General features: G+C 70.6%; 13 protein-coding genes. 3 read left to right on the forward strand and 10 right to left on the reverse strand.

The genetic code is table 11. The annotated features are described in order from the left end of the window. The 3 genes from AACZ35_RS07905 to yedA all read left to right on the forward strand — a co-directional run. The coding region (locus AACZ35_RS07905; RefSeq protein ID WP_339827977.1) for a carboxy terminal-processing peptidase at positions 1-757 on the forward strand (757 nt) is incomplete at its 5' end. Between the two features lie 56 nt (positions 758-813). Beyond that, entirely contained in the window at positions 814-1,674 is an 861-nt protein-coding gene (locus AACZ35_RS07910) for a methylated-DNA--[protein]-cysteine S-methyltransferase (RefSeq protein WP_339827980.1), read from the forward strand. Next, complete coding sequence (gene yedA, locus AACZ35_RS07915; RefSeq protein WP_339827983.1) at positions 1,671-2,558, forward strand: drug/metabolite exporter YedA; 888 nt, start codon at positions 1,671-1,673, stop codon at positions 2,556-2,558. The genes AACZ35_RS07910 and yedA overlap by 4 nt, the downstream gene beginning before the upstream one ends. Before the next feature lie 9 nt (positions 2,559-2,567). Here yedA and AACZ35_RS07920 read toward each other — a convergent pair whose 3' ends face one another. From AACZ35_RS07920 to AACZ35_RS07965, 10 genes are all read right to left on the reverse strand, one after another. Further along, positions 2,568-4,724 (reverse strand): xanthine dehydrogenase family protein molybdopterin-binding subunit, encoded by a 2,157-nt coding sequence (locus tag AACZ35_RS07920; protein WP_339827985.1) that lies wholly within the window; start codon positions 4,722-4,724, stop codon positions 2,568-2,570. Further along, positions 4,721-5,188, reverse strand: coding sequence for a (2Fe-2S)-binding protein (locus AACZ35_RS07925; protein ID WP_339827987.1), 468 nt, complete (start codon positions 5,186-5,188; stop codon positions 4,721-4,723). Before AACZ35_RS07925 ends, AACZ35_RS07920 begins: the two co-directional genes overlap by 4 nt. A gap of 36 nt (positions 5,189-5,224) precedes the next feature. Then, positions 5,225-5,842: a nucleotidyltransferase family protein gene (locus AACZ35_RS07930; RefSeq protein ID WP_339827989.1), complete on the reverse strand. Its 618-nt coding sequence runs from the start codon at positions 5,840-5,842 to the stop codon at positions 5,225-5,227. Beyond that, positions 5,839-6,783: an XdhC family protein gene (locus AACZ35_RS07935; RefSeq protein WP_339827991.1), complete on the reverse strand. Its 945-nt coding sequence runs from the start codon at positions 6,781-6,783 to the stop codon at positions 5,839-5,841. Before AACZ35_RS07935 ends, AACZ35_RS07930 begins: the two co-directional genes overlap by 4 nt. Further along, positions 6,780-7,244, reverse strand: coding sequence for an iron-sulfur cluster assembly scaffold protein (locus tag AACZ35_RS07940; protein ID WP_339827993.1), 465 nt, complete (start codon positions 7,242-7,244; stop codon positions 6,780-6,782). Before AACZ35_RS07940 ends, AACZ35_RS07935 begins: the two co-directional genes overlap by 4 nt. Positions 7,245-7,282: 38 nt before the next feature. Next, a complete protein-coding gene (gene rarD, locus AACZ35_RS07945) occupies positions 7,283-8,251 on the reverse strand; it encodes an EamA family transporter RarD (protein ID WP_339827996.1) in 969 nt (322 codons plus the stop codon). Between the two features lie 67 nt (positions 8,252-8,318). Next, positions 8,319-9,500, reverse strand: coding sequence for an ABC transporter permease (locus tag AACZ35_RS07950; RefSeq protein ID WP_339827998.1), 1,182 nt, complete (start codon positions 9,498-9,500; stop codon positions 8,319-8,321). A gap of 11 nt (positions 9,501-9,511) precedes the next feature. Further along, on the reverse strand, positions 9,512-10,672 hold the full coding sequence (locus tag AACZ35_RS07955) for an ABC transporter permease (RefSeq protein ID WP_339828000.1): 1,161 nt from the start codon (positions 10,670-10,672) through the stop codon (positions 9,512-9,514). A gap of 10 nt (positions 10,673-10,682) precedes the next feature. Then, the gene (locus tag AACZ35_RS07960; RefSeq protein WP_339828003.1) at positions 10,683-11,384 is read right to left on the reverse strand and encodes an ABC transporter ATP-binding protein; all 702 of its coding nucleotides are present in this window, start codon (positions 11,382-11,384) and stop codon (positions 10,683-10,685) included. Further along, on the reverse strand, positions 11,381-11,887 hold a 507-nt coding region (locus AACZ35_RS07965), incomplete at its 5' end, for an HlyD family efflux transporter periplasmic adaptor subunit (RefSeq protein WP_339828005.1). The genes AACZ35_RS07965 and AACZ35_RS07960, both read right to left, overlap by 4 nt.

Here is an 11,887-nt window from a genome sequence, read left to right on the forward strand (position 1 = left end):
TTCGGAAATCTTCGCCGCCGCCATCCAGGATTACGGCCGCGGCCTGATCATCGGCGAGCCGACCTTCGGCAAGGGCACGGTGCAGAGCCTGATCGACCTCGATCGTTTCCCGCGCAAGGACGACGTCAAATTCGGCCAGGTGAAGCTGACCGTGGCGCAGTTCTTCCGCGTCGACGGCGGCACCACCCAGCACGCCGGCGTGGTGCCCGACCTGCAGTTCCCGGTCAGCCTCGACGCCAGCGAATACGGCGAAAGCACCTACGACAACGCCCTGCCGGCGACCCGCATCGCCATGGCTCCGCACGGCAACGTCGGCAACCTGGCCATGCTGACCCCGCAGCTGGTGGCCAACCACGAGGCGCGCGTCGCCAAGGACCGCGAATTCAAGTGGTGGTCCGAAGACGTCGCCCGTTTCCGCAGCGAGCGCGACAAGAAGCAGGTATCGCTCAACGAAGACGTGCGCCGCGCCGAACGCGACCGCCTCGAGGCCGAGCGCAAGCAACGCCGGGCCGAGCGCATCGCCGCCGGCCAGGAAGTGGACGAGGACGCCGCCCTGGTGGACGACGGCCTGGCCTACAACGAGCGCAGCGTCATCGATCAGGCGGCCGAAGAAGAAGCGGCCAAGAACGGCCCCGACCCACTGCTGCGTGAATCGGCCGCGATCCTGGCCGACGCGCTCGACCTGCTGTCGGCCGACGGCCAGCTCACCGCCCAGGTGCTGCCGATCACCCGCCAGCCCACCATCTGGGCGGAGTGAGCCCGGGCGCAAGAACCGGATAGCCGGCCCCCCGGGCGCCGGCTAACCTCGCCGGCATGGACAAACACGCCCCCGCCGCCGACCCCCGCCTCGACCAGGCCCGGCGCCTGCTCGACGACGCCGACCTGGGCCTGGCCGAACTGGCCAGGGCCGTCGGCCTCAGCGCCACCTACCTGCAGCGCCGCTTCCGCCAGCAGTTCGGCATCAGCCCCGCGCAGTACCGGGCCCAGCGCCGCCTGGCCGGACTCAAGCAGGGCCTGCGCGCCGGCCACGACGTCACCCGGGCGCTTTACGACGCCGGTTACGGGTCACCCAGCCGGGTATATGAAAACGGCGCCGCCCGCCTGGGCATGGCGCCGCAGGCCTACCGCCGCGGCGGCGACGGCCTGGAAATCCGCTGGTCGCTGGTGGACACCGCCCTGGGCCAGGCCCTGGTGGCGGTGACCGAACGCGGCGTCTGCGCCGTGCTGCTGGGTGACGATGCGCAGGCCCTGGCCGCCGACCTGCAGGCCGAGTTCCCGCGCGCCACGCTGCAGCGCGTGGACGCGGGCCGCGACGATTTCCTGGCGCCGCGCGTGCGCGCCGTCGCCGATGCGCTGGCGCAGGCCCAGGGCAGCGTGCCGGTGGAACTGGTGGGCACCGCCTTCCAGCAGCGCGTCTGGGAAGCGCTGATGCGCATCCCCGCCGGCGAAACCCGCAGTTATGCCGAGCTGGCCGCTTCCCTCGGCATGCCGCGCGCCGCCCGCGCCGTGGCGCGTGCCTGCGCCAGCAACCGGGTGGCGGTGCTGGTGCCCTGCCACCGCATCATCCGCGGCGACGGCAGCCTGGGCGGTTACCGCTGGGGCCTGCCGCGCAAGCAGGCCCTGCTCGACGCCGAAACCCGCCAACACCCTTCCGCGAGACGCAAACAGGCATGAAAAATCCGCCCGCCGCGCCCCCGTCCGCCCTGGCGGTCGCGCTGGCGCTTGCCTCGGTTTACCTGGTCTGGGGCTCGACCTACCTGGCCATCCGCGTCGGCCTGGAAGGTTATCCGCCCTTCCTGATGGGCAGCATTCGTTTCATCGCCGCCAGCCTGGTGTTCTACGCCTTCCTGCGCTGGCGCGGACATGCCGCGCCGACCCGCGCGCAGTGGCGCAACGCCGCGGTCATGGGCCTGTTCATGATGCTGCTGGGCAACGGCATGGTTAACTTCGCCGAACAGTCGGTGTCCTCGGGCCTGGCCGCGATCGCCGTGGCGTCGATGCCGCTGTGGGCGGCGCTGTTCGGCGTGCTGCGCAAACAGCACCCCAGCCGCGGCGAATGGCTGGGGCTGGCGATCGGCTTCATCGGCGTCATCTGGCTCAACGCGGGCAGCCAGCTGCGCGGCAGCCTGCCGGGCATGGCGGCGCTGATCCTGGCGCCCATCGCCTGGGCCTGGGGTTCGGTATGGAGCCGCGTCCGCGACCTGCCGGCGCCGTTCATGAGCACGGCCGCGCAGATGCTGTGCGGCGGCGTCGCGATGGGCCTGCTGGGCCTGGGGCTGGGCGAGCGCATGAGCGAAGTGCCGCCGCTTCGCGCGACCCTGGCAGTGGGCTACCTGGCGGCGTTCGGTTCGATCATCGGCTTCAGTGCCTACGTCTGGCTGCTGCACCACGTGCGCCCGGCGCTGGCGACCAGCTATGCCTACGTCAATCCGCCGATCGCGGTGCTGCTGGGCGCGCTGCTGCTGGGCGAACGTTTCAGCGTGCACGCCATCGGCGCCATGGTCGTCATCCTCGCCGGCGTCATCCTGATCACCTTCTCCAAGGCGCGTGTCGCCTGAGGCCCGGCCTCAGGCGTCCAGGCGCAGGGGGAGTTCGCGCAGGCGTTTGCCGGTGAGGGCGAAGACCGCGTTGGCGACGGCCGGGGCGATGGGTGGCAGGCCGGGTTCGCCGACGCCGCCGGCACGTTCGCTGCTGGTGACGATGTGGGTTTCCACGACCGGCATTTCCGGCAGGCGCAGCGACGGGTAGTCGTGGTAGTTCGACTGCTGCACGCGGCCGTCGGCAAAGGTGATCTGGCCGTGCAGCGCCGCGCCCAGGCCGAAGGCGATGCCCGAGTCCATCTGGGCGCGGATCGCCAGCGGATTGACCGCGATGCCGCAGTCGATGGCGCAGACCACGCGGTGCACGCGCACCTGCCCGGATTCGACCGACACTTCGGCGACCTGGGCCACGTAACTGCCGAAGGACTCGTGCACGGCGATGCCGCGCGCGCGGCCCTTCGCCAGCGGTTCGCCCCAGCCGGCCTTCTGTGCGGCCAGGTTGAGCACGCCCAGGTGGCGCGGGTGTTTTGCCAGCAGCGTGCGCCGGTATTCAAGCGGATCGCGGCCGGCGGCATGCGCCAGCTCATCGACCAGGCTTTCCATCACGAAGGCGTTCTGGCTGTGGCCCACCGATCGCCACCAAAGCACCGGGATGCCGGTGCGCGGTGAATGCAGCTCGACGCGGTGGTGCGCCAGGTCCTTGATGTAGGGCGAGTCGCTGACGCCCTCGACCGAGGCATTGTCGACGCCGTTCTTGATGCTGCCCTCGAAGGGCGTGCCGGCCATGATCGACTGGCCGACCAGGGTGTGGTCCCAGGCCGACGGCAGGCCGTCGTCGCCCAGGGCGATCGCGGCGCGCTCGAGGAACATCGGCCGGTAATAACCCCCGCGGGTGTCGTCCTCGCGGGTCCAGACCGTCTTCACCGGCGCGCCCGCGGCCTTGGCCACGTGCACGGCCTCCGACACCACGTCGGCGGTGGCGGTGGCGCGTCGGCCGAAGGCGCCGCCCAGGAAGGGCGTGTGCACCGTCACCTGTTCGGGCTTGAGGCCGGTGATCGCGGCGGCGGCGTTCTGCTCGACGGTCTGGAACTGGGTGCCGACCCAAAGCTCGCAGCTGTCGGGGCCGATGCGCACCGTGCAGTTGAGTGGCTCCATGGCGGCATGCGCCAGGTAGGGCACGAAATATTCCGCCTCGACCTTGCGCGAAGCCGCGGCCACGCGGGCGCGGGCGTCACCGGCGTTGGCGGCGCTGGCGCCGTCGGTTTGCGCCAGGCCACGGAACTGCTCGCGCAGCGCCTTGCTGTCGAGCGCCGCGTTCGGGCCCAGGTCCCATTCCACTTCAAGCGCATCCCGGCCCTGTTTGGCCGCCCAGAAATGATCGGCCACCACGGCCACGCCCGAAGGCACCTGCACGACCTTGCGCACGCCCTTCACCGCCAGCGCGGGCGCCGGGTCGAAGGACTTCACCTGGCCACCGAACACCGGCGCGCGGGCCACGACCGCGGTAAGCAGGCCCTCGAACTGCACGTCCATGCCGAACATGGCGCGGCCGGTGGTTTTTTCCGGCGTATCGAGCCGCGGCGTGTCCTTGCCGATGACCTGCCAGTCGGCGGGCGCCTTGAGCGTGACGGCTTCCGGCACGGGCAGCTGGCCGGCGGCATCGGCAAGTTCGCCGTAGCGGGCGCGCTGGTCGCCGCAGATCACCACGCCGTTTTCGGTGCGGCAGTCGCTGGCGGCAACGCCGAAGCGTGCGGCGGCCGCCTGCACCAGCATCGCGCGCGCGGCCGCGCCGACCTGGCGGTAGCGGTCGAATTCGGACCAGGTGGTGGTGGACCCGCCGGTGCCCTGCATGCCGAACACCGGGCTGGCATAAACCGCCGCCGCCGGCGCGTGTTCAACGCGGATGCGCGACCAGTCGGCGTCGAGCTCTTCGGCGATCAGCATCGGCAGCGTGGTCCAGATGCCCTGGCCCATTTCCGAATGCGCCAGCACCACGGTCACGCTGTCGTCGCTGCCCACGCGCAGGAAGGCGTTGGGCGGCGGCAGCGCGGCCTTGGCCGCGGGTTCCTGGGCGAAGGCCAGGCGTTTGCCGCCCGGCACCACGAAGGCGACCACCAGGCCACCACCGAGCAGGGCGCCGGCCTTGAGGAAGCGGCGGCGGGAGGGATCGTTGGCGGCGTTCATGCCTGGCCTCCGTCGTTGTTTTGCCCGGCGGCCTTGTGGACGGCGGCGCGGATGCGCGGGTAGGTGCCGCAGCGGCAGAGGTTGCCGCCCATGGCTTCATCGATCTGCTGGTCGGTGGGCTGGCCCACCTGCTGCAGCAGCGCGGCGGCGGCCATGATCTGCCCGGACTGGCAGTAGCCGCACTGCACGACGTCGAGCTCGGCCCAGGCTTTCTGCACCGGGTGGCTGCCGTCTGCGGAAAGGCCTTCGATGGTAGTGACCTTCCTTCCGGCGACCGCCGAAACGGGAAGCACGCAGGACTTCACCGGGCTGCCGTCCAGGTGCACGGTGCAGGCGCCGCACTGCGAAAGGCCGCAGCCGTATTTGGTGCCGGTCAGTCCGACCAAGTCTCGCAGGACCCAGAGCAATGGCATTTCCGGCGTGGCGTCGACGTCGTGTTCGACGCCGTTGACGGTGAGCTTCATGGCGGCCCTCGCGGCGGCTGGGTTTGAAGTCCGAGCCTACCCCGACGGGTCCTTCGGTCCAAGTGAAGACCGGGCCCGCCAGTCTTCACGCTGCGCCGGCGTGTCCAGATCGTGGGCCAGGCCAGGCGCAGGCACGGCGGACACCTGCGGCGCATGCCGGCGCAGCAATTCGCGTGCGCCGCGGTCATCGCGGCCACTGGCGAGTTCTTCGAACCAGGCGCGTGGCAGCAGCGCCGGCACGCCCAGCACGCCGGCGTAGGCACTGGCGGCCGCCTGCGCGGGATCCTTGCGCCAGGCCGCGACCAGGGCCTGCAGGTGTGCGCCGTCGAGGGCGGGCTGGTCGCACAGCACGACCAGCGCGCCGGCGATGTCCTCGCCCAGCGCCTTCACGCCGATGGCCAGCGAGGCGCCCAGGCCGGCCTGCCAGTTTTCGCATACGAGCGGCGTGACCGGCAGGTCGGCGACCGCGGCGCGCACTTGGTCGGCGCCGGCGCCAAGCACCAGCATGGCCTGCGCCGGATCGGTGGCCAGGCCGAAACGCAGGGCGCGGTGCACCAGGCTTTCACCGTCCACCTGCAGCAGCTGCTTGGGTTCGCCCAGGCGCCGCGACGCCCCCGCGGCAAGCACCAGCAGGGCGTGGCGGGGAGCGGTCATCGCGACCCGTGGAAAAAACGCTGCAGGTCGGCGGCAATCGCCAGCGCGATGGATTCCGGACCATGCCCGCCGAGCGGCATGCCGGCGGGCGCATGCAGGCGGGGCTGCAGCTGCGCCTGTGCACCGGCCGGAAGCTGCGCGAGCAGTTCGTCCCGTCGCGCCGGAGGGCCGAGCAGGCCGACATAGGGCACGTCGAGGTTTGCCAGGGCGTGCAGGGCTTCGAGGTCGGCGCTGGCGACGTGGGTCATCACCAGCGCTGCGTCCGGCGGCGACACCAGTCCGGCCAGCGCCTGCGCGGGGCGGAGCGCATGCAGGGTGCAGGCGCCGGCCAGGCGATCGGCGCGCAGCAGGGCCGTGCGGTGGTCGGCAACCTCCGCCAGCCAGCCCATCACCCGCGCCAGGTGCAGCAGGGGCGGCGCTTCGGGTCCGGCGCCGAGCAGCAGCAGCCGGGGTACCGGTGTTATCTGCACGGGCAGCGCGCCCGGATCGGCATGCGCCCCATTGAACGCAAGTGCGCCCAGGTTCGCGGCGTCCACGCCGACCCGGACCGCCAGCGTCTGCCGCGCCGCATGTGCGAGCTCCAAGCGGTCAAGCAGGATGTTCCCGGCGCCGGGAACCGGCCAGGCCAGCACCCGCATGCGGCCGCGGCAGCCCGAGCCCGAGCCGAACAGCAGGTCGTCGTCGTCGCGGGTGTCGAACACCGCCGCTTCCGGCGCGCCGCTGGCGATGACGCGCGCGGCCAGGGCCTCGAGCGCGGGCTCCAGGCAGCCGCCGGAAAGCGTGCCGGTGCGTTGCCCGTCGGCGGCCACCAGGGCCAGGGCGCCGGCCTTGCGGTAGGTCGAACCTTCGGTGTCGGTGACCAGCGCGAGTGCGAAGGGCTGGCCCTGTTCGCGAAATGTGCGCGCGGCTTCCAGTACGGCCAGCAGGCCGCCGGCGATCACGGTGACGGCTCCGTTTCGGGGGCTTCAAGCGCGTCGCGCAGTGCTTCCCAGGGCAGCAGCACGCAGCGGTGGCGCGAAGGGTAGGGCGCGACGCCGGCCAGCGCGGCCAGGTCGCCGTCGACTCCGGTGGCGGATGCGTCCTGGATGCTTGCGCGCAGTGTTTCGTGGCGCCGCGCGACGCCGGCGGCGTCAAGCCCGGCCACGTGCCGGGCCATCAGCGAGGCCGAGGCCAGGCAGAGCAGGCAGGCCTGCGAGTCATGGCGCAGTTCGCTGATGCGCCCCTGCGAATCGAACCGCAGGCTGATCGCGACGCGGTCACCGCAGAGGGTGTTGCTGGCCAGCGCGCGGCGCGCCCGGCCTTCCAGCCGGCCGGCCTGCCGCGGCTGCCGCCCGTGGTCGAGCACCTGCTGCCGGTAAAGCGCGGCGGCGGCATCGGCCGGCTCGAGGGAGGGCGTGGTCATGCCGGCAGTGTGCCGCCGGGGCGACGGGCGGCGCAAACCTACTTCGGCGGCGCGGCGCCGTCGGCGGCGGGCACCTCTTCGGCGCAGTGTTCCTGCGCGGCCTTGATCGGCTGGCGGCGCGCGCGGCGCCAGCCGTCGGCGGCGTAGATCGCCAGGGCCAGCCAGATGCAGGCAAAACCCACCGCCTGCGTGGCGCTGAAGGCTTCGCCCAGGATCAGCACGCCTGCCAGCAGCTGCAGGGTCGGCGCGATGTACTGCAGGATGCCGACCAGCGAATAGGGAATGCGCCGCGCGCCGTAGGCGAAGCCGATCAGGGGCAGGGCGGTCAGCGCGCCGCCGACCACCAGCAGCACGTCGCTGCGGACATCACCGTCGAGGAATGCGGCAATGCCCTGCCACTGCGCCCAGCCAAGCCAGGCCAGCGCCGGCAGCAGCAGGATCAGGCTTTCGATCGCCAGGCCGGGGATGGCATCGACGTGGGCGATCTTCCGGATCAGCCCGTAGAAAGCGAAGCTGAAGGCCAGGGTCAAAGCCACCCACGGAGGATCGCCGTGCTGGAAGGCGAGCCAGAGCACGCCCACCGCCGCGATCGAAACCGCCGTCCATTGCGACGGGTTGAGCCGTTCGCGCAGCACCAGCACGCCGATCAGCACGTTCACCAGCGGGTTGATGAAATAACCCAGGCTGGCCTCGACCACGCGGCCGTGGGTCACCGCCCAGATGTATACGCCCCAGTTGAAGCTGATCAGCAGGCTCGAGAGCACCAGCAGCCGGCCGACGCCGGGGCGGGCCAGGGCGTCGGTCAGCCAGCGGCGGCCTTCGCGCAGCACCAGGTAACCGACCACGAACACCGCGCACCAGATGATGCGGTGGGCCATGATCTGCATCGACGGAACATGCTTGAGCATGATCCAGTACAGCGGGAACACGCCCCACAGCACGTAGGAAGCGATGGCGGCCGAAAGACCCTTGCGGTCGATGGCGGGAACGGTGGGGTTGGGGGTCACGGGGCCTCCGGGCTTGGGCGGCGATTATCCGCCCAAGCGCCGGTTCGTGGCTGCAACGGTGTGGTGACTACTGCGTGCGCAGTGCCGTGGTCACCGGCAGGCGGGCCGCCCGCACCGCCGGCAGCAGGCCACCGATGAAGCCGATCACCACTGCGATCACCAGGCCGGCCATCACCAGGCCCAGGCTGACCTGGAAGGCGAACACCACCTGGGTGAAGCTCTGGCCCAGCGTGGACACCGACAGGTTGTCGAACAGCGCCCAGGCGATGAAAGCGCCGGCCAGTCCGCCCAGGAAGGACAGCACCACGGCCTCGATCATCACCGACACCAGCACCGGGAAACCACCGAAGCCGATCGCGCGCAGGGTGGCGATTTCGCGGCTGCGCGTGGCCACCGCCGCGTACATGGTGTTGAGCGCGGCGAAGATGGCGCCCAGGGCCATGATCAGGGTCACCACGCCGGCCAGCACGCTGACCATGGCGCGGAACTGGCCGGTCTGGGCGCTGTAATAGGCCTGTTCCTGCAGCACTTCCACGGTCAGGCGCTTGTCGGCGGTAAGCGCCTGTTCGAGCACCGCCAGCGACTCCGGGGACTCCAGGCCCACGCGCACGCCGCTGACGCTGTTGCCGCGGTTGAAGGCCGACTGCGCCGTGCCCAGGTCCGCCCACATTTCACTGTCGTTGGCGTCGCCGGACTCGAAGATGCCGACCACGGTCCAGTCCGAGCCGCGCATGCGCAGCACCTCGCCCAGCTCGACGCCGGCGAACTGCCGCGCGACGCCGGCGCCGACGATGATCTCGCGCAGCCCGGGTTCGAACATGCGGCCCTGGGTGATCTCAAGCTGCGGGCGCAGTTCGAACGAGGCCGGCTCGACGCCGCGCATCGTGACGTTCGAACCGTTGACCTGCTCGCCCTTCTTGAAAAGCTCGGTGATGACGATGATCTCGCCGGCCGCCAGCGGCCGTCCGTCCTTGCCCTTGCGGATGCCGGGGCCGAGCTTGATCAGGTCGGCGCTGTCGCCGCCGAAGCCGGAGTTGAGCTCGGCGCCGGAACCACCGCGCAGCACGATGGCGTTGTCGGTGCGCCCGGCGTCCTTGAGCGTGGCCTGGAAGCCCTGGGCCATCGCCAGCAGGGCGGTGAACACGGCCACGACGCCGGCCAGTCCGATGATGATGACCAGGGAAGGGCCCCAGCGCTGCGGGATCGAACGCAGGTTCAGGCCGGTGATGGCGATGATCTGGCTAAGCATGGTGTGGCTCCTCAGCGCCCGGCCAGGGCATCAACGATCTTCAGGCGGCGCGCACGCAGCGCCGGCAACAGTCCCACCACCAGCGACAGCACGACGATGGCGACGATGCCGGCCATCCACACGCGCCCGTCCACGGCGATCGGCAGCATCGGCCCGGCCGCCTGCGCGACCACCGCGCCCAGCGCCGTCGCCAGGCCCAGCCCGACCAGGCCACCGATGGCGCACAGCGCCAGCGTTTCGGCCAGCACGAAGGCCAGCACGCTGTTGTCGGAAAAACCCAGGGTCTTGAGCACCGCGAACTGCGGCACGCGTTCGCGCACGCTCTGGGCCATGGTGTTGCCCACCACCAGCAGCAGGGTGAAGAACACCGCGAACAGGATCCAGCGCACGATCATGCCGATGTCGCCGAGCTGCTTGATGAAGCCGACCTGGAAATCCTTTTCGGTCTGGGTCTTGGTTTCGTCCGAGGAGTTCAGGTAACGCTCGTCGACCAGCGTGGCGATCGATTCGGCCATCTCCGGATCCTCGAGCCGCAGCACGAAGATGCCGGCCATGCCGCCGCCGAACAGCGCCGCTTCGGAGAAGTAGGCGTGGTTGATGTAGATGCTGCCGGACGTCTGGCGCCGCCACTCCTCGTCCTTGCCGTCGAAGATGCCGACCAGCTCGAACTCCCAGTCCTTCGAGTTGTTCTTCTGCGGGAAGATGTTCGACTTCATCGGGATGCGGTCGCCGACCTTCCAGCCGTACTGGTCGGCCAGCAGCTTGCCGGCGATCATGCCGGTGCGGGTGTCGCGGAAAGCGTTCCAGTGTTCTTCGGGCATCACCCATTCCGGGTAGACCTCGTGCAGGCGCTCGGGATCGACCGCGAAGGCGAAGATCTGCGGGTTGTCCTGGTACACCGCGCCGAACCACTGCTGGTACATCACCCGCTGCACGCCGGGAATGGCGTCCATCTCGGGCACCATGCGCATGGGCAGCGACTGGGTGAAGGACACCCGCGACTGGGTGACCAGGCGCGTGGCCCCGACGAAGTCGGCGCCGGCGCTGAACACCAGGTTGAGCGACTGCAGCAACCCGAACAGCACGAAGGCCATCACCACCGACAGCAGCGTGAGCGAGGTGCGGGTCTTCTTGTGGAACAGGTTCGCTAGAACGAATCCGGTCTTGGTCATGGCGCTGTCCTCAGTGGGCCAGGTCTGCTTCCGCAAGCAGGCCCTTGTCCAGGTGCACCGTGTGGGTGGCGAAATCGGCGGCCTTGGGGTCGTGGGTGACCATGATGATGGTCTTGCCGTGCTCGCGGTTCAGGACCTGCAGCAGGCCCAGGATTTCGTCGGCGGTCTTGCGGTCCAGGTCGCCCGTGGGTTCGTCGCAGACCAGCAGGGTCGGGTCGGTGACCAGGGCGCGGGCGATGGCCACGCGCTGTTCCTGGCCGCCGGAGAGTTCGTTGGGCTTGTGGCCGGCGCGGTCGGCCAGGCCGACCTGGTCCAGCGCCGCCCGCCCGCGCGGTTCGCGTTCGGCCACCGGCACGCCGGCATAGACCAGCGGCATCATCACGTTTTCCAGCGCGGTCTGCCGCGAGAGCAGGTTGAAACCCTGGAATACGAAGCCGATCTTTTCCAGCCGCAGGCGCGCGCGCCCGGTGGCGTCGAGGCTGGCGACGTCGATGCCGTCGCATAGGTAAGTGCCCGCGGTCGGGGTATCCAGGCAGCCGATCAGGTTCATCATGGTCGACTTGCCCGAACCCGAGGCGCCCATGATCGCCAGGAACTCGCCGTGTTCCACGCGCAGGTCGACGCCGCGCAGCGCCACCACTTCGGCGGGCGTGCCGGGCGAATAGACCTTGGTCAGTCCGCGTGTCTCGATGACCGGGGCGCGCGCCGTCATTCGGTCGGGCGCTCCTGGCCGATCACCACCTGCTGGCCTTCCTGCACGCCGGTGACCTCGGTCATGGTGCCGTCGGAAACACCGACCTCGACCGTGACCGCGGTGGGCGCCTTGCCCTCCAGGACCCACACGGTCCGGCGCGCACCGCCGCGGCCGGCACCCGGACGGCCGGTGGCGCCCGGAGCCGCGCCCGGCGCGCCGCGCGTGCGGCCTTCCCCGCCTGCCCGCGCCGGCGGCGCGTCCGGCGGCGTGTAGCGCAGCGCGGCATTGGGCACCTTCAGCACGCCTTCGCGGCCGTCCACCACGATTTCGGCGCTGGCGGTCATGCCCGGCAGCAGGCTCAGGTCGGCGTTCTGCACCTGCACCACCACCGGGTAGGTGATGACGTTCGAGGTCGCGGTCGCCGCCAGCCGCACCTGCCGGACTTCGCCGCTGAACTGGCGGTCCGGGTAGGCGTCAACGGTGAAGGACACCGGCAGGCCTTCGCGGATCTGGCCGACGTC

Source organism: uncultured Arenimonas sp. (genome assembly GCF_963976025.1).
GTDB lineage: Bacteria > Pseudomonadota > Gammaproteobacteria > Xanthomonadales > Xanthomonadaceae > Arenimonas.

Coding starts and splice junctions, on each gene's coding strand:
- AACZ35_RS07930 (WP_339827989.1), bottom strand. CDS start 5,842: ATGACCGCTCCCCGCCACGCCCTGCTGGTGCTTGCCGCGGGGGCGTCG.
- AACZ35_RS07940 (WP_339827993.1), bottom strand. CDS start 7,244: ATGACCACGCCCTCCCTCGAGCCGGCCGATGCCGCCGCCGCGCTTTAC.
- AACZ35_RS07960 (WP_339828003.1), bottom strand. CDS start 11,384: ATGACGGCGCGCGCCCCGGTCATCGAGACACGCGGACTGACCAAGGTC.
- yedA (WP_339827983.1), top strand. CDS start 1,671: ATGAAAAATCCGCCCGCCGCGCCCCCGTCCGCCCTGGCGGTCGCGCTG.
- AACZ35_RS07920 (WP_339827985.1), bottom strand. CDS start 4,724: ATGAACGCCGCCAACGATCCCTCCCGCCGCCGCTTCCTCAAGGCCGGC.
- AACZ35_RS07925 (WP_339827987.1), bottom strand. CDS start 5,188: ATGAAGCTCACCGTCAACGGCGTCGAACACGACGTCGACGCCACGCCG.
- AACZ35_RS07950 (WP_339827998.1), bottom strand. CDS start 9,500: ATGCTTAGCCAGATCATCGCCATCACCGGCCTGAACCTGCGTTCGATC.
- AACZ35_RS07910 (WP_339827980.1), top strand. CDS start 814: ATGGACAAACACGCCCCCGCCGCCGACCCCCGCCTCGACCAGGCCCGG.
- AACZ35_RS07955 (WP_339828000.1), bottom strand. CDS start 10,672: ATGACCAAGACCGGATTCGTTCTAGCGAACCTGTTCCACAAGAAGACC.